This window comes from Actinosynnema sp. NPDC091369 (assembly GCF_044757065.1).
In the GTDB taxonomy this organism is placed as follows: domain Bacteria; phylum Actinomycetota; class Actinomycetes; order Mycobacteriales; family Pseudonocardiaceae; genus Actinosynnema.
On sequence record NZ_JBIVUG010000010.1, the window covers coordinates 152,678 to 169,489 of the forward strand.

The 16,812-nt window shown below is 73.1% G+C and carries 13 protein-coding genes; 7 read left to right on the forward strand and 6 right to left on the reverse strand.

Annotation, left to right across the window (positions count from 1 at the left end):
• Nucleotides 1-26: 26 nt before the first annotated feature.
• The 4 genes from ACIQMJ_RS30905 to ACIQMJ_RS30920 all read right to left on the reverse strand — a co-directional run bounded on the left by ACIQMJ_RS30905 (nt 27) and on the right by ACIQMJ_RS30920 (nt 8,152).
• Nucleotides 27-2,963 (reverse strand): helix-turn-helix transcriptional regulator, encoded by a 2,937-nt coding sequence (locus ACIQMJ_RS30905; protein ID WP_499764527.1) that lies wholly within the window; start codon nt 2,961-2,963, stop codon nt 27-29.
• Between the two features lie 88 nt (nt 2,964-3,051).
• Entirely contained in the window at nt 3,052-3,264 is a 213-nt protein-coding gene (locus ACIQMJ_RS30910) for a hypothetical protein (RefSeq protein WP_499764528.1), read from the reverse strand.
• Complete coding sequence (locus ACIQMJ_RS30915) at nt 3,261-6,149, reverse strand: type 2 lanthipeptide synthetase LanM family protein (protein ID WP_499764529.1); 2,889 nt, start codon at nt 6,147-6,149, stop codon at nt 3,261-3,263. The genes ACIQMJ_RS30910 and ACIQMJ_RS30915 overlap by 4 nt, the downstream gene beginning before the upstream one ends.
• A 200-nt stretch (nt 6,150-6,349) precedes the next feature.
• Nucleotides 6,350-8,152: a S8 family serine peptidase gene (locus tag ACIQMJ_RS30920; RefSeq protein ID WP_499764530.1), complete on the reverse strand. Its 1,803-nt coding sequence runs from the start codon at nt 8,150-8,152 to the stop codon at nt 6,350-6,352.
• A 218-nt stretch (nt 8,153-8,370) separates the two neighbouring features.
• On the opposite strand from ACIQMJ_RS30920, the gene ACIQMJ_RS30925 reads away from it, so the two are divergent.
• Complete coding sequence (locus ACIQMJ_RS30925; protein WP_499764531.1) at nt 8,371-9,288, forward strand: TrmB family transcriptional regulator; 918 nt, start codon at nt 8,371-8,373, stop codon at nt 9,286-9,288.
• 9 nt (nt 9,289-9,297) lie between these two features.
• On the opposite strand, the gene ACIQMJ_RS30930 is transcribed toward ACIQMJ_RS30925, so the two are convergent.
• The gene (locus tag ACIQMJ_RS30930; protein WP_499764532.1) at nt 9,298-9,840 is read right to left on the reverse strand and encodes a hypothetical protein; all 543 of its coding nucleotides are present in this window, start codon (nt 9,838-9,840) and stop codon (nt 9,298-9,300) included.
• An 81-nt stretch (nt 9,841-9,921) separates the two neighbouring features.
• On the opposite strand from ACIQMJ_RS30930, the gene ACIQMJ_RS30935 reads away from it, so the two are divergent.
• The 6 genes from ACIQMJ_RS30935 to ACIQMJ_RS30960 all read left to right on the forward strand — a co-directional run bounded on the left by ACIQMJ_RS30935 (nt 9,922) and on the right by ACIQMJ_RS30960 (nt 16,353).
• Nucleotides 9,922-10,464: an enoyl-CoA hydratase/isomerase family protein gene (locus ACIQMJ_RS30935; RefSeq protein WP_499764533.1), complete on the forward strand. Its 543-nt coding sequence runs from the start codon at nt 9,922-9,924 to the stop codon at nt 10,462-10,464.
• Nucleotides 10,461-11,462: a LacI family DNA-binding transcriptional regulator gene (locus ACIQMJ_RS30940; RefSeq protein WP_387495998.1), complete on the forward strand. Its 1,002-nt coding sequence runs from the start codon at nt 10,461-10,463 to the stop codon at nt 11,460-11,462. Before ACIQMJ_RS30935 ends, ACIQMJ_RS30940 begins: the two co-directional genes overlap by 4 nt.
• A 282-nt stretch (nt 11,463-11,744) precedes the next feature.
• Nucleotides 11,745-13,103, forward strand: a complete 1,359-nt coding sequence (locus ACIQMJ_RS30945) for an ABC transporter substrate-binding protein (RefSeq protein WP_499764534.1) — start codon at nt 11,745-11,747, stop codon at nt 13,101-13,103.
• Nucleotides 13,103-13,972, forward strand: a complete 870-nt coding sequence (locus ACIQMJ_RS30950) for a carbohydrate ABC transporter permease (protein ID WP_499764535.1) — start codon at nt 13,103-13,105, stop codon at nt 13,970-13,972. The genes ACIQMJ_RS30945 and ACIQMJ_RS30950 overlap by 1 nt, the downstream gene beginning before the upstream one ends.
• Nucleotides 13,969-14,808, forward strand: a complete 840-nt coding sequence (locus ACIQMJ_RS30955; protein ID WP_499764536.1) for a carbohydrate ABC transporter permease — start codon at nt 13,969-13,971, stop codon at nt 14,806-14,808. The genes ACIQMJ_RS30950 and ACIQMJ_RS30955 overlap by 4 nt, the downstream gene beginning before the upstream one ends.
• A 24-nt stretch (nt 14,809-14,832) precedes the next feature.
• Entirely contained in the window at nt 14,833-16,353 is a 1,521-nt protein-coding gene (locus ACIQMJ_RS30960; RefSeq protein WP_499764537.1) for a glycoside hydrolase family 13 protein, read from the forward strand.
• Here ACIQMJ_RS30960 and ACIQMJ_RS30965 read toward each other — a convergent pair.
• On the reverse strand, nt 16,337-16,810 hold the full coding sequence (locus tag ACIQMJ_RS30965; RefSeq protein WP_499764538.1) for a MarR family winged helix-turn-helix transcriptional regulator: 474 nt from the start codon (nt 16,808-16,810) through the stop codon (nt 16,337-16,339). The two genes, ACIQMJ_RS30960 and ACIQMJ_RS30965, sit on opposite strands and share 17 nt — an antisense overlap.
• Between the last annotated feature and the right edge of the window lie 2 nt (nt 16,811-16,812).

Sequence of the window (16,812 nt, forward strand, 5' to 3'; positions counted from 1 at the left end):
GGTCTAACGGACCCGCCACCGCGGTGCTAGGGCCGGTCGGCGGGTCCCAGCGACGCGGCGAACGCGCTGAGCGACTCCCGGTCCGGCTGCGCGGTCTTCGTGATCAGGCTCGCCACGTGCTTCTCCACCGTGCGCGGCGAGATGTGCAGCCGGGTCGCGATCGCCTTGTTCCCCAGCCGGCCCGCCAGCAGCCGGAACACCTCGAACTCGCGCACGGTCACGCCCAGCGCCCGCAGCGCGCGCGGGACCTGGTCGGACCCGCTCCGCCGCTGCGGCACCGACGCGCCCACCTGCCGCAGCAGCCCCCGGCACGCGCTGGCCACGGCCGCCTGGCCGGCCTGGTGGAAGTACTCCTCCGCGCCGCGCAGCCACGCCACGGGCTCGCCCCACCCGTCGGCCACCGCCGCCTCGGCCACCAGCCGCAGCCCCAGGTGCCGGGCCAGCGGGTGGATCGCCGCCGCCTCCCGCCCCGCCCGCACGGCCTGCGCCGCCTCCGCCTCCCGGCCCAGCCTGCCCAGCAGCACGGCCAGCGCGAACTGGGCGAACACCCGGTTCCAGCGCATCCGGGCCGCCGACGACCGCGTCACTGCCAGGTAGCCGTCCAGGTCCAGCGCCCCGGACACGGCGTCCAGCAGCAGGAGCAGCCCGTGCCGGCCGGACAGGTGGTACACGGTCGGCGTCTCCGCCTCGTACGCGATCGCCCGCGCCAGGTCGTGCCCGGCCGCGGCGCGGTCCTCCTCCAGCAGCGCGCAGAACGCCCGCGCCAGCCCGAAGCACAGCGGTCGCTCCTGCGAGCCGACCCCGCCGACCTCGTCGAACTCCTCGATCGCGGCGTCCATCTCGGCCCGCCTGCCCTGGTGCGCCGCGGCGGTCGCCCGCGCCATCAGCCCGTACAGGGTCAGGTTGCGCAGCTGGAGGCGCCGGGTGTCGGCGATGACCCGCGGCAGTCGCTCGGCCGCAGCCGCGTACTGCCCGCGCAGCACGGCGTCCAGCCCCAAGATCGCGTCCACGTTGTAGGCCACGCTGACCGCGCCGATCAGCAACGCCTCCTCGCGCGCCTCGGCCAGCTCCGCCGCCTTGCCCTCGGCCAGCCAGTCCAGCCCGGCCTGCCGGATCACCGCGTAGGCCCGCTGGATGGGCAGCCCGTGTTCGTCGGCCAGCGCCCGCGCCCGCGTGAAGCACTCGGACGCCTCGTCGAGGTCGCGCTCCCGGGCCAGCACGCCGAGCAGCTGCCACGTCTCGCAGCCCACCTCGGGCAGCGGCACCCGCTTCGCCGCGTCGGCCGCGCGCCGGGCCAGGAACTCGGCCGAGGCGATCCGGTCCGGCACCTCCAGGTTCAACGTCAGGAACGCGGCCACCGCGTCGAGCCGCGCGGTGTGCTCGTCGGTCGCGTCCGCGCCGAGCAGCGCGCGGGCGGTCTCCACGTGCGCCATGCCTTCGGTCCAGCGGCCCGCGGTGTTGGCGACCTGCGCCAGCTTGGTGTGCAGCTCGGCCCGGCGGACCCGGCCCAGCCCGGCGGCGCTCAGCTCGGTGACCGCGTCGACCAGCGCGAACGCCCGCTCGAACTGGCCCGCCTCGGCCAGCGCGGGCAGCAGCGAGTCCAGCACGTCGGCCCGGACGGCCACGTCGACCTCGCTGGCCAGCAGCCGGTGCGCGTGGTCGAGCAGCCGCACCGCCGACCCGGCCGCGCCGTCGGCCAGCGCCCGGCGTCCCGCCTCGGCCAGCAGCGCGCCCGCCTCGGCGGTCTGCCCGGCGTCCAGCCGCAGCGACGCCACCAGCGCGCACCACTCGCCGGGCAGCCCGGGGTGCAGCCCCTGCACGGCGTCCGCGGTCCGCCGCGCCAGCTCGGCCCGGTGCGGCGGCGGTATCTGCGCCAGCAGCGCCTCGGCGGTCAGCGGGTGCCGGAACGCGTACCAGTCGGGCACCGGCTCGTCCGGCGTCACGAGCTGCGCGGCCACGCCCGCGTGCAGGTGCGACAGCAGCGCGCGGTCGTCCATGCCGGTCACGCGCCGCAGCACCGACAGCGGGAACCGGTGGCCCAGCACGGCGGCCACGGACAGCACCTCGCGCCCCTGCGGCCCGAGCCGGTCGGTGCGGTGCGCGATCGACCGCACCAGCGCCGACGGCACGTCGATGCGCAGCTCGCCGAGCACCTGCCAGCCCGCCGGACCGCGCACCAGCAGGCCGCCGTTCACCAGGCCGTGCACCATCTCCTCGACCACGAACGGGTTGCCCGCGCTGTCGGCCCACAGCCGCCGCACGACCTCGGCGGGCACCTCGTGGTCCTCGGCCTCCAGGCACAGCGCCGCCATCCGGCGCACCTGCCGCTCGTCCAGGCGGCGCAACTCCATCAGCACGCCCGCCTGCCGTTGCGCGGCCGAGCGGATCACGTCCAGCGCGGGGCCGGGGTCGGCGCGGGTGGTCACCAGCAGCGCGGCGGGCGCCTGGTCGAGGTGGTCCACCAGGTAGTCGACGACCGCGAGCGTCTCGGCGTCCGCGTCGTGCAGGTCCTCCAGCACCACCAGGCTCGGCTGGGCCCGGCCGACGAGGGCCAGCAGCCGCAGCACGGCCTCGGCGAGCACCAGCACGGAGTGCGCGGGCCGCGACTCCTCGGGACCGCCGTCCAGGCTCCACTCGGGCGTGAGCCTGCCCAGCGCCGGCTGGTAGGGGCCCAGTTCGCGCAGGTCCAGGCCGTCTCCCGCGCGCAGCAGGGACATCAGGGCCTCGGCCAGCGGCCGGAACGGCACGATGGGCCCGATCGTGCTGCCGCGACCGCGCAGCACCCGCATGCCGCGGTCGAAGGCCGCGCCGGCGGCGAAGCGCGCCAACCGGGTCTTCCCGATGCCGGGCTCCCCGACGAGGAACACGGCGCCCCCGCGGTGGGCGTACGCGTCGGCCAGCACGCGGTCGAGCACGCGGAGTTCTTCGTCGCGGCCGACCACGACCGGCGCGCGGGTGTGCATGCGCCGACCTTAGTCAAGCCCCGTCGCCGCACGCCAAACTGCCCGCACCCCCAGTGCGGGCGGGCAGTTCGGCGGCGGTGCGAGCCGGTTACAGCGGCAGGCCGGGCGCGCTCACCGTGGTCATGGTGCCTTCGCTCACCGTGACGGCGGCGTACGCGCCGACGGCCAGCGTCAGGCCGGCCAGCGCGCGGGCGCGGGCCCCCGCCCTGGCCCTGCGGGACAGCGCCATCTCCCCGGCGGGGTGGTCGCCGTCCTGGTCGGCGCTCCAGGTGGTGACCTCGTCGCGGTTGGCGTCGTTCATGCGGTGTTCTCCTCGATGGGGTGGGTGTCGTGCGCGGATCCGAGCAGGAGCACCGATGGCACCTGCTCGGGGAAACCGAGGCGGAGCAAGCCGTACCCGATGCCGGACAGCCCGGTGAGCAGACCGGCCGACGGCACGCCACCGGGCGTGCCGCACCGCGCGCCGTACTGGTCCAGCGCGCCGAGGACCAGCCCCGCGCGCCGGGTCTGCATGGCCGGGGCCAGTCCGTGCCCGCGTTCGGCGAGCACGGTCAGGGCCTCGATCACACCGAGCTCGCCGTGGCACAGGCTGAGGTCCCGCAGGGGTTCGTGCACCGCCAAGGCGTTCGAGCACCGGTCGACGTGCAGGGTGTGCGCGTCGACCGGCTGGTCGGGGTGGGCGCAGTGCGCGAGCACCGCGCCGGACAGCCCGGAGCACCAGCTGTGGTCGGCTTCGGTCACGTCGAGCAGCCGTTGCCGCAGCGCGTGATCCGCCCTCAGGTTCGCCCGGCCGACCACACCGTACCGGTCGTCGCGGACCGTGCGCGCGTAGCGCAGCAACGCCCAGCCGACGCCCGCCCGGCCGCGGGCGAAGCCGTCACCGCCGGGAGTGGCCGCGACGAGCCGGTCGGCGTACGCGCGGGCCAGCGCCGAGGCGGCCGGCAGACCGCTCTCCGCCCGCACCGCGAGCATGGCGGCCAGCCCGCCCGCCCAGCCCTCGACCACGTTCGCCGGGTCCTCGCCGAGCGCTTCGACGGCGGTCGCGACGTCGACCGCGGTGCGCAGCCAGCCGGTGATCTCGGCGTCGTCGAGCAGGTTCGCCAGCCGGGCCAGCGCGTAGCAGATGCCGCCCAGGCCGTGGAACCCGCCGCTGCCCACGGCCGCGGCCAGCTCGCCGTCCTCGGCGAACGCGGTCAGCAGGCCGGGGATCGGTCGGAGCGCGTCCCGCGCGTACTCGGTGTAGCGGGCGGCGCCGGTGAGCCGACCCAGCTGCGCCAGGAACAGCGCGACGCCCGTGTAGCCGTTGGACAGGCCCGCGCCCATCGGCGCGACCGCCCAGTGCCGGTCGTCCACCAGCTCCAGGCCCACCCAGTTGACCCGGCCGGCCGAGGTCGTGGCGTGCGCGAGCACCTCGTCGGCGATGCCGCAGGCGGCGACCAGCAGGCGCTGCGGGTCCGGCACGCCCGCCTCCACCGGCGCGGCCACGCCCCGGCCCGTGCGGTGCTCCACCGGGCGGGGCCTGCTCGCCAGCCCGGCGCTGATCAGCCACTGCTGGTCGTGCTTGTCCACCTCGTCCAGCGCGGCGACCTTGGCCGTGACGGCGTCCAGCGCCGACGACGGCAGCAGGTCCGGCAGGCGCTGCCCGGTCGAGGTCCACACGTCGCGGCTGCCCGGCCGGGTGGTGAACAGCGGCACGTCGCCCGCCCACAGGTCCCGCATCTCGTGCGGCACCAGGGCGCGCGTCACGTCGTCGTCCGCCGCGCCGTCCCACAGCAGGTCGAGCACGTCCTGGCGGGCCGCCGCGCCGCGCAGCGCGTCCGGGTGCGTCGACTCGTCCAGCAGCGTCGAGTACAGCTGGGTCATCCGCGGCACGAACCGCACCGGCAGGTCGGCGAAGCCGCTCAGCAGCCCGTCCGGGCCGAGCAGGTCGGCGCGGTGGTCGCACAGCGCGTCGTAGCCGATGCGGAAACCGGCCAGCAGCGCGCCCTGGTAGTCGGCGGGTTCGGCCTCGCGGCCGTCCACCACGGGTCGGTTCTGCGCCGGCGGCATCGGCGCGGGCCTGCGCACCAGCCGCATCCGGTCGGTGCCGGGGTCCAGCCACGCCACGCCGTCGACGGGCGGCCGGTCGCCGTGGTCGCCGCCCAGGCCGCCGACGTCCAGCGCGCCGTGCTCGCCCAGCAGCACGCGCGGCAGCACGGCGGTGCGGTGCACGGACCGCGACAGCGCCCGGACCGCCGGGTCGGTCGGCGCGGCCAGGGTGGGGTGGAACAGCGTCTCCAGGTCCACCAGCACCGGCTGGTCGCCCGCCGCGATCAGGTTCTCGTAGTGCATGTCGGTGCCGTCCACCGCGTACAGCAGCGCGATCAGCGCGCCGAGCCGCTGGTAGAACCGACCGACCTCGGTGACGTCGGCGCACGGGCGGTGCTCGACGAACTCCAGCCAGCCGTGCCCCGGTCGGGCGAGCAGGCGCGGCAGCCGCAGGTCCAGCCCGGTGCGCCGGCCGAACCACGTGACCAGCTCGGCGAACGCCCGGTGCAGCGCCACGGGCCGCGGCTTGTAGACCACCCGGCGGCCGTCGGTGAAGGTCAGCACGGCCACCGAGCGTCCCCGCGCGTGCGGGTCGCCCCGACCGGTCTCCACGTGCGCGACCGCGCCGGGGTCGCGGCCGTCGAGCAGGGTCCGCACGATCTCCGCCCGGTCCGCGGCGAACCGGTCCAGCAGCTCGCGGTGCGCCTCGACGGCGTGCAGGCAGGTCTGGCCGAGCAACCGGGCCAGCACCGGGTACCGGGCGAACAGCGCGGGCAGGTCGACGTGCCGGACGAAGTCGGCGAACCGCTCCTGCGGCGTGTCGCCGACCAGCCGGCCGCCGACCCGGTCGAGGTTCAGCTCCAGCACCAGGGTGCGGGCCGCGATCCGGACCAGCCGCTTGCCCAGCGCGCGGGCGAAGTCGGCGTCCAGCCGCGGGTCGAGCGCCGCGGCCGCGCGCACCAGGGGTCTCAGCGCGAACGCGAACGCCTCGTCCCAGCTGCCGCCGGCGAAGTCTGCACGGGCCGCGGTCGTGGTGGCGCGTTCCACGAACGCGGCCCATGAGGGCCGTCCACGGGGGACGACCAGCTCCTGGGTGTTCCCGCGCACGCCGCTGTGCCACCACGTCGCTGGCGGCCGGTCCACGGCGGAGGGAATCACGCCGCACAACGTGTCATGGGGGCCCGGTGCCGCACATGGGGGCAGTGCCCCCAGATTTGCGCGCGGGCCCCGACGAGACCGCACATGTGCGGTGAATCGCTTCGTCGCAGGTCACCGCCGCGGTGAACGTGCGGTGAACGGCGTGGTGCCCGGCCCCGTGCAGGCGGGACCGGGCACCGGACGACCCTCTCGGCAGTGGCCTAGAAGGTCAGGTTCCACACGTCGATGTAGCCGGTGTCGCCGGAGTACACGTCCTGGACGCGCAGCTTCCACGTGCCGTTCGCGACCTCGGCCGAGGCGTTCACGGTGTAGGAGGTGACGACGTCGTCCGCGCTGTCACCGGACGAGGAGCCCTTCAGCCGGTATGCCGTGCCGTCCGGCGCGACCAGGTCGATCACCAGGTCGCCGCGGTAGGTGTGCTTGATGTCGACGCCGACCTTGAGCGTGGCCGGCGCGTTGCCGGTCCGGCCGGTCACCGCGATGTCGGAGGTCACCGTGCCGCGGTCGACGATCTGCACGTCCGCCGCGTTCTCGAACGAGCCGGGCGGGGGCGTGGTGCCGCCGCCGGCCGCCGCGACCGTCTTCGCCGCGTCGGCCAGGCCCGCGCCGCACCCGCCGGTGCAGGTGCCGGCCAGCGGGCGGGCGTTGTTCTTGATCAGCGCCTCGACCTGGGCCGGGGTCAGCGCCGGGTTGGCCTGGGCGAGCAGCGCGGCCAGGCCCGCGACGTGCGGCGCGGCCATGCTGGTGCCCTGGTACGGCGCGTAGGACTCCGCGCCGGGGGTGGTCGTGCCCGCGTTCAGCGTGGAGAGGATGCCGTTCTGCGGCGTGGTGATGGTGCCGGGCGTGTCGGTGCCGCGCCGGGTCTCGCCGCCGGGCGCCGCGATGTCGACCTTGGCGCCGTAGTTCGAGTAGTACGCCCGGTTGCCCTCACGGCTGCTCGCCGCCACCGCGATGACGTTGTTGCAGCTCGCCGGCGTGAAGCCGGAGACGTCGGCGTTGGAGTTGCCCGCCGCGACGACGACCGTCGTGCCGCGGCCGACCGCCGAGTTGATCGCGTTCTGGTAGGTCGAGGAGCACGCGGACTGGCCGCCCAGGCTCATGTTGACGACCTTGGCCGGCGTGGGGTTCGCGGGCACGCCGGACACCGTGCCGCCGGACGCCCACACGATCGCGTCGGCGATGTCGGACGTGCTGCCGCCGCACTGGGCGAGCACGCGGATCGGCTGGATCTTCGCGTCGTAGGCGATGCCCGCGACGCCCTTGGCGTTGTTCGTGGCCGCGCCGATGGTGCCCGCCACGTGGGTGCCGTGCCAGCTCGAGTTCTGGTCCTTCGGCGGCACGGGGTTGCCGAGCAGGTCGGTGCCGCAGTCACCCGCCTTCGTCCAGTCGCCGTTGTCGGCCGGGTTCGAGTCGCGGCCGTTGCCGTCGCGCGCCCGGGAGGCGTCGGAGACGAAGTCGTAGCCCGTCACGACCTTGCCCGCGAGGTCGGAGTGCGCGACGTAGCCGGTGTCGATGACCGCGACCGTGACGCCCTGGCCGGTGGCCGTGCCCCACGCGCCGGGCACGTTCATGCCCGCGGTGGCCTCGAACAGGTCCCACTGCTTGGTGTAGTCGGTGTCGTTCGGGTCCGCCAGCGGCTGCATCATCAGGTCCGGCTCGACGTAGGCCACGTCCGGGTCGGCCCGGAACTCCTCGATCGCCTTCGCCGCGGCCGCCCGGTCGGTGGTGCCGAGGTCGACCACGGTGGCGCCGGTGCCCAGCCGGCGGCGCAGGGTGAGGTCGCGGCCGACCCGGTCGCCCTTGGCCTTGGCGTCCTGGGCGGCGGCGGTGTCCGAGCTCGCCTCCGCGGCGCCTGCCTTGTAGGCGACGATCAGCCGCTCGTACGGGCGGGCGTCAGCCGGGGCCGGGGACGCCGCGGGCTCGGCGGTCGCCGCGGTCACGCCGGACAGCAGCGTGACCGAGACGGCCGTCGCGCACAGCGCGGCGCGTCGCAATCCGTTCACAGGGGTGGTTCCTTCCGACTACAGGGACTTCGCCTGCCGTCGAGGGCGTCAGGGGTCTGAGAACGGCTGCGAAGTGCGTGAAAGCTAGGCAGGAAGGCGGGGATTGGCCCAGAGTCGGAACGCGGCAGTTTCGCGACACTGACGTGTTCCCGTCAGCGCGTTGGGCCGAACGGTCCACGTCGAACGGGCTGTTCGGTGGCATCGGGGACAATGTGCGGGTGTTCGAACACCTGGGTGTCACCGCCGAGCAGGCCCATGTCTACGAGCGATTGGTCCGCACGGGGTCGTGCACCGCGGCGGAGGCCGGGACGTCACCCGGCGTGCTCGGGGAGCTCGTGCGGCTGGGGGTGGTGCAGCGGCTCGCCGACGACGTGTGGCAGGCCGTGCCGCCGGACCTCGCGGTGGAGGTGCTGATCGCCGCCCGCGAGGACGGGCACCGCCGGGCGCGGGCCGCGGCGGCCCCGCTGATGGAGGCGTACCTGCGCAACCGGGCCGAGCAGCACCACGACACGTCCATGGTCGAGGTGGTCAACGGCGCGGGCGCGGTGCGCGACGTGTGGCGGGCGCTGCTGGCCGGTGCGCGGAGCGAGGTGTGCGTGCTCGACCAGCCGCCGTACCTCTCCCCGGTGGAGGAGCACACCGGGATGGAGGTCGACACGCGGCGGCGGCACGTGCAGTGGCGCGTCATCTACGACCGGTCGAGCGTGGAGCTGCCGGGTCGGCTGGCCGAGATCGGCGAGCTGGTCGCGTCGGGGGAGCGGGCCAGGGTGACGCCGACGCTGCCGTTCAAGCTCGGCGTGGTGGACGCGCGGGTGGCCGTGCTGCCGGTGGCGGTGCGGGGCTCGGTGGACCAGGTGCTGCTGATCCGCCCGTCACCGCTGCTCGACGTGCTCGTGTCCATGTTCGACCTGTACTGGGACAACGCGATCCCGTTCAGCCCGCGCGGGTCCGGAGGCGAGGTCGACACCCGGCTGCTGGCGCTGCTCGCGGCCGGGTTGACCGACGAGAGCATCGCCCGCCACCTCGGCCTCGGCCCGCGCACCGTGCAGCGGCGGGTGCGCCGGCTGATGGACCGGTGCGGCGCGCAGACGAGGTTCCAGGCGGGCGTGCAGGCGATGCGCCGGGGCTGGTTGTAGCCCCCGGCGTCAGGCGCAGTTCTCGGCCTGGCCCGCGGCGGCGCGGAAGTCGTCGGGCAGCGAGACCACGGCCATCTTCTCCACCGCCTCGTTCATCACGGTGACCGCCTCGGTCATGTCCTGGATGACGGTGGAGAAGATGTCGGTGGTCATCTCCGGCGCGTCGTCCACGGTCGCCTTCGCCGAGACGAACTTGTCCCGCGCCCGGCCCAGCGGCTCGCTGATCACCTCGACCGCGGTGTCGGCGGCGGGGTTCGGCGCGGGGGTCAGCTCGTCGAGGTCGTGCAGCACGACGTCGAGCACGTCGACCACGCGGCCGAGCGAGTCGCTGATCGCCTTCTTCGCCTCGGCCGGGTCGGTCTGCGTCTGGTCGAACTGCACCCCGCCCGAGGCGACCATGTACTTCGCCACGCCGCAGAAGTTGTTCACCCAGCGCACGACCTCGGCGTTCGCCCCGCCGGACGACACCGGAGCCGCCGTCGGCCGCCCCGCCACCGGCACCGCGCACCCGGTCAGCCCGACCAGCGCCACCGCCACCACCCACCGCTTCACAGGGGATTTGTACCCCGTCGTCACCCGATAGTGGGGACGAACATGACAACCGGGGGAACCGTCAGCCACGATGTCCGCCTCATGACCGTCTCACTCGATGTGTCCGGCGGGATCGCGGTCATCCGGATCGGCGAGCCGTCGGACACCGTGCTGTCCGACCTCCGCGCGCTGCTGCCCGTGGCGGCGGGTGCTCGGGCCGTCGTGCTGCTGGTCGACTCCGGGCTGTGCTCGATCGACATCAAACGGCTGGTCCGGATGCCCGCGGCGGAGCGCGAGGCGCTGGCGGCGGCGTTGCGCGGGGTGCGGGACGAGGTGGCGAACCTGTCCGTGCCGGTGGTCGCGGCGATCGGCGGCAGCCCGTACGGCGAGGTGGCGGAGCTGGCGATGGCGTGCGACCTGCGGGTGCTGGCGTCCGACGCCGCACTCGGGTGGGTGACCGACAGCCGGGTGACCGGCGGACAGGTGTTGGTGGCACGGCGCGTGACCGCCGAGGAGGCGTTGCGCACCGGGATGGTGGACCGGGTCGTGCCGCCGTCGTCGGTGCTCAGGGCCGCGCTGGAACTCGCAAACGAGTGCAAGTCAACGCAAGCGGGACGTAAATCCTGCCGTATAGTTGCTCCATGACGCAACGGCGGTTGGCGGAAGTGGCCGCGAAGGTCGGCGTGAGCGAGGCGACGGTCAGCCGGGTCCTCAACGGCAAGCCCGGGGTGTCCGACGCGACGCGCTCGGCCGTGCTCACCGCGCTGGACGTGCTCGGGTACGAACGGCCGACGCAGCTGCGCGGCGAGCGGGCCAGGCTGGTCGGCCTGGTGCTGCCGGAGCTGCAGAACCCGATCTTCCCCGCGTTCGCCGACGTGGTCGGCAACGCGCTGGCGCAGCGCGGCTTCACGCCGGTGCTGTGCACCCGCACGGCGGGCGGCGTGACCGAGGCGGACTACCTGGAGCTGCTGTTCGAGCAGCACGTGTCCGGGGTGGTGTTCGCGGGCGGCCAGTACGCGCAGGCCGACGCGTCGCACGAGCACTACCGGCAGATGACGCGGCGCAAGCTGCCCGCGGTGCTGGTGAACGCCGCCATAGAGGACCTCGGGTTCCCGCGCGTGTCGTGCGACGACGCGGTGGCGGTCGAGCAGGCGTTCGGGCACCTGGTGGCGTTGGGGCACGTGCGGATCGGGGCGGTGCTGGGCCCGTCGGACCACATGCCGTCGCGGCGCAAGCTCACCGCGTTGACGTCGTGCGCGGGCGCGGCGGGGGTGGAGCTGTTCGAGGAGCACGCGATGTTCTCGCTGGAGGGCGGGCAGGCCGCCGCCACCCGGCTGCTGAACCGCGGCGTGACCGCGATCCTGTGCGCGTCCGACCCGCTGGCGTTGGGCGCGGTGCGCGCCGTGCGGCGGCACGGGCTCAAGGTGCCGCACGACGTCTCCGTGGTGGGTTACGACGACTCGCCGCTCATGACGTGCACCGAACCGCCGTTGACCACGGTCCGCCAGCCGATCGAGGCGATGGGCCGCGCGGCCGTCGAACTGCTGGCCAACCAGATCTCCGGCACCCCCGTCCCCGACGAGGAACTGCTCTTCGAGCCGGAGTTGGTCGTCCGCTCCTCCACCGCCCCCGCCCCCCGCTAACCCGAGAGTCGAACCTCCAGGTCCCGAGAGTCGAACGCTCAGGACCACCGAGTCGAACCTTCAGGACCCCCGAGTTCGACGTTCACGACCGCGCCCGGCCGTCGTGAGCGTTGAACTCGGGGGTCCTGAGCGTTCGACACGCGGGGCCTGAAGGTTCAACTCGCGCGGGTGGGGCTTACGGGGCGATGTCGAGAAGTTGCGACTTTTCGTCGGCATCTTGCGGGAGAGTGTTGGGGCGACTTACCGTGTGCGCCACACCACTCCCGAGGAGGGTCCGCCCCCATGAACTCACTCAGCCTCCGCAGAGCGGCGGGGTTGCTGCTGGCAGGCAGCCTGAGCCTCACCGCCGTCGCGTGCTCGCAAGCCGATGACGGCGGCACGTCCGCCGGCGGCAAGGTCACGATCTCGGTCAACGGCCAGCCGCCGCAGACCCAGGCGTTCGACCGCAAGGTCTTCGACGAGGACGTGGCCGAGTTCGAGGCCGCCAACCCCGACATCGACATCGAGCCGCACGAGGGGTTCATGGACCCCAAGACGTTCTCCGCGAAGCTCGCCGGCGGCCAGCTCGAGGACGTCTTCTACGCCTACTTCACCGACCCGGCGAACCTCATCGCCCGCAGGCAGGCCGCGGACATCACCGACTACGTCAAGGACGTGCCGCACTACGACGCCATCCGGCAGGAGCTGCGCGACGTCTTCAGCAAGGACGGCAAGGTCTACGGCGTCCCCACCGCCAACTACTCGATGGGCCTGCTCTACAACCGCACGCTGTTCACCCAGGCCGGTCTGGACCCCGACCAGCCGCCGAAGACCTGGGACGAGGTCCGCGAGGCCGCCAAGAAGATCACCGCGCTGGGTGAGGGCAAGGTCGGCTTCGCCGAGTACAGCAAGAACAACCAGGGCGGCTGGCACTTCACCGCGTGGATGTACTCCGTCGGCGGCCGCATCGCCCGCCAGGACGGCGACAAGTGGGTCGCCGACTTCAACAACGACAAGGGCCGCGAAGTCCTCCAGCACCTCAAGGACATGCGCTGGACCGACAACACCATGGGCGAGAAGCAGCTCCTGGTGATCGAGGACGTCCAGCAGATGATGGGCGCGGGCCAGCTCGGCATGTACCTGGCCGCGCCGGACAACGTGCCGACCCTGGTCAACCAGTTCAAGGGCGACTACGCCGACTACGGCCTCACCGGCATCCCGGACGGCGAGGGCACGCTCATCGGCGGCGAGGGCTACATGCTCAACCCGAAGGCGTCGCCGGAGAAGATCAAGGCCGGCCTGAAGTGGATCCAGTGGAAGTTCCTCAACCCCGACCGGTTCGAGAAGAACCTCAAGCGGTACAAGGACCAGGGCCAGCCGATCGGCCTGCCCGTGCCGCCGGTCGCCGACGTGTGGACCGGTGACATCGCGGCCAAGCAGTCCCAGCTCAAGGAGAGCCTGGCCACGGTGCCGGTGGCGAACTTCCGGTCCTACGTGGACGCCACGCCCAAGGGGCGGATCGAGCCGCCGAACGCCCAGCAGGTGTACGCGATCCTCGACAACGTCGTGCAGGCGGTGCTCACCAACCGCGACGCGGACGTCAGCCAGTTGCTGGCCGACGCGGAAGCCAAGGTGAACCCCGTCCTGGCCCAGGTCAAGTGATGCGCCGCCGCGTCGCGGAGAACCTGGCCGCGTACGGGTTCCTGTCCGCCGCGCTGGTCTGCTTCGCGGTGTTCTCCTGGTACCCCATCGCGCGCGGGGCCGTGCTGGGCTTCCAGCAGGTGGACTTCGTCACCGACCCCGCGTGGGTCGGCTGGGAGAACTTCGAACGCCTCTTCGCCGACCCCCTGTTCGCCACGGCGTGGCGCAACACCCTGTTGTTCACCGCGCTGGCGCTGGTGTTCGGCTTCGTGGTGCCGTTCCTGCTCGCGGTCGTGCTCAACGAGCTGCGGCACTTCAAGGCGTACTTCCGGCTCATCGTGTACTTGCCCGTGATGCTGCCGCCCGTCGTGGCCGCGCTGATCTGGAAGTGGATGTACGACCCCGGTCCGGGCCTGCTCAACACCGCGTTGCGCGGGCTCGGGCTGGAGGGCGCGGCGTGGCTGGACAGCGCCGACACCTCGATGCTGTCACTGGTGATCGTGTCGACCTGGGCGAACCTGGGCACGGCCACGCTGATCTACCTGGCCGCGTTGCAGGGCATCCCCGGCGACCTGTACGAGGCCGCCGAGCTGGACGGGGCGGGCGTGCTGCGCAGGCTGTGGCACGTCACCGTGCCGCAGACCCGGTTCGTGCTGCTGGTCCTGCTGCTGCTCCAGGTCGTGGCGACGATGCAGGTGTTCACCGAGCCGTACGTGATGACCGGCGGCGGTCCGGAGGACTCCACGGTCACGGTGCTGCTCCTGCTGTACCGGTACGCCTTCTACTACAACGACTTCGGCACCGCGAGTGCCCTGAGCCTGTTGCTGCTGCTGGTGCTCGGCGCGTTCACCGCGCTGTACCTGCGGGTGACGCGGAAGGCGGACGCGTGAGGACGCTGATCGCGCCGGGACGCCACCGGGCCGGCTACTACGCCGCCCTGGCGATCACGACGGTCGTGCTCACCGCGGTCTTCGTGGTGCCGCTGGTGTGGGTGGTGCTGTCGGCCATGAAACCGGCCGTGGAGCTGGCCCGCGTGCCGCCGACGGTGCTGCCGGAGACGTGGACGCCCGGCACGTACGCCGAGGCGTGGGACCTGATGGACCTCGGCCGCTACTTCCTCAACACGATCGTCGTGGCGGTGGGGGTGTGGGCGGTGCAGCTCGCGGTGGACGTGCCCGCGGCGTACGCGTTGTCACGGCTCAAACCCGTGCTGGGCAAGGGAATCCTCGGCATGATGCTGCTGACCCTGATGATGCCCGCCGCGGTGCTGCTGGTCCCGACCTACCTGACGATCTCCGACCTCGGGCTGCTCAACAACCCCTTGGCGCTGTGGCTGCTGGGCGCGGCCAACGCGTTCACGGTGTTCCTGCTCAAGCGGTTCTTCGACCAGCTGCCGGCGGAGGTGCTGGAGGCGGCGCGGATCGACGGCGCGGGTCAGTTCACCCTGCTGTGGCGGATCGTGCTGCCGCTGTCCCGGCCGATCCTCGCGGTCGTGTCCATCTTCGCGGTCGTGGCCGCGTGGAAGGACTTCATCTGGCCGCTGCTGGTGTTCTCCGACCCGGCGCGGCAGACGCTCAGCGTCGCGCTGCAGCGCTTCGCCCCCGACACACCGGTCAACCTGCTGCTGGCCGGTCTCGTGCTGTCCAGCGTGCCGATGATCGGACTGTTCCTGGTGTTCCAGCGGCACGTCCTGGCGGGACTCACCGCCGGCAGCGTGAAGGGCTGACGCCACTACCGAGGGAGGATCCACATGAACTGGTGGCGCGGTGCGGCCATCTACCAGGTGTACCCGCGCAGCTTCGCCGACGGCAACGGCGACGGGATCGGGGATCTGGCGGGCCTGCGCCAGAAGCTCCCGTACCTCGCCGAGTTGGGTGTGGACGCGATCTGGCTCAGTCCCTGGTACCCGTCGCCGCTGGCGGACGGCGGGTACGACGTCGCCGACTACCGCGACATCGAGCCGGTGTTCGGCACGCTCGTGGAGGCGGAGAAGCTGATCGGCGAGGCGCACGCGGTGGGCCTGCGGGTGATCATCGACATCGTGCCCAACCACTGCTCCGACCAGCACCCCTGGTTCCAGGAGGCGCTGCGGGGGCAGGGGCGCGACCGGTTCTGGTTCCACGAGGGCGACGAGCCGCCGAACGACTGGAAGTCGCGGTTCGGCGGACCGGCGTGGAGCCAGGCCCCGGACGGCTCGTGGTACCTGCACCTGTACAGCCCGGAGCAGCCGGACCTGAACTGGACCAACCCGCAGGTGCGGGCCGAGTTCGAGTCGATCCTGCGGTTCTGGCTGGACCGGGGTGTGGACGGGTTCCGCATCGACGTCGCCGACGGCCTGGTCAAGGACTTCTCCAAGCCGGACGCCGAGCTGCCGTACTCCGACCAGGACGGCGTGCACGACATCTACCGGTCGTGGCGCAAGGTGCTCGACGAGTACCCGGACGAGCGGGTGTTCGTCGGCGAGATGTGGTTGCCCGACCCGGAGCGGTTCGCCCGCTACCTGCGGGCCGACGAGCTGCACTCGGCGTTCAACTTCGACTTCCTGTGCTGCCCTTGGGAGCCCGGTGAGCTGCGGCGGGTCATCGACGCCACGCTGGCCGCGCACGCGCCGGTCGGCGCGCCGCCCACGTGGGTGCTGTCCAACCACGACGTGACGCGGCACGTGTCGCGGATGGGGCGGGAGGACACGTCGTTCGACTTCGGTCGGCGGCAGCACCTCACGCCGACGGACCTGGAGCTGGGCACGAAGCGGGCGCGTGCGGCGATCATGCTGACCACGGCGCTGCCCGGGTGCGTGTACGTCTACCAGGGGGAGGAGCTGGGGCTGGAGGAGGTCGACGACCTGCCCGACGAGCTGCGCGAGGACCCGGTGTGGGTGCGCTCGGGCCACACCGACCGCGGTCGTGACGGGTGCCGGGTGCCGATCCCGTGGGGTGAGGACGGGCCGTCGTGGCTGCCGCGGCCGGAGCACTGGCGGTCGTTGTCGGTGGCCGCGCAGACCGGCGACCCCGACTCGATGCTCGCGCACTACCGCGCCGTTCTGGCGCTGCGGCGGTCGGAGCCGTCGCTGGGTGACGGCACGATGGCGTGGCTGGACCTCGGGCCGGACGTGGTCGCGTTCCGCCGCGGCGACGACTTCGCGTGCGTGCTCAACCTGTCCGCGGAGCCGGTAGTGCTGCCCGCGCACGACGCCGTGCTGCTGGCCAGCGGACCCCTGGTGGACGGCGCCGTGCCGCCGGACACCGCGGTCTGGATCAAGCCCGCTCGCTGACCATCGCGGGCCGGTGGGTCCGCGCCGCCAGGTTGCACTCCAGCAGGCCGAGCGCCCTCAGGGTCTCGGCCTGCTGGTCTTCGTCCAGCTCGCCGACGGTGGCCTCTTCCAGTTCGCGCCACATGCGCTCGACCTCGTGCCGCAGCGCCTGGCTCGCGGTGGTCGGCTCGACCAGCACGGCGCGGCCGTCGGTCGGGTCGGGCGAGCGGCGCACGAAGCCCGCGCGTTCCAGGCGCTGCACGGTCCTGGTCATGGTCGGCGAGTCCGTCCCCAGCACGGTGCACAGCTCGGTGAGCCGCCGCGGGCCGCAGTCCCACAGGTACATCATCACCATCTCCTGGCCTGGGTGCAGACCTGCCTGCCTGAGCAACTGACTGGCCAGGAGGCGGTGCAGCCGGGCGACGCGGAAGATCGCGTGGCTGACCCGGCCGCTCTCGGCGACCTCGGGAACCGGCACTG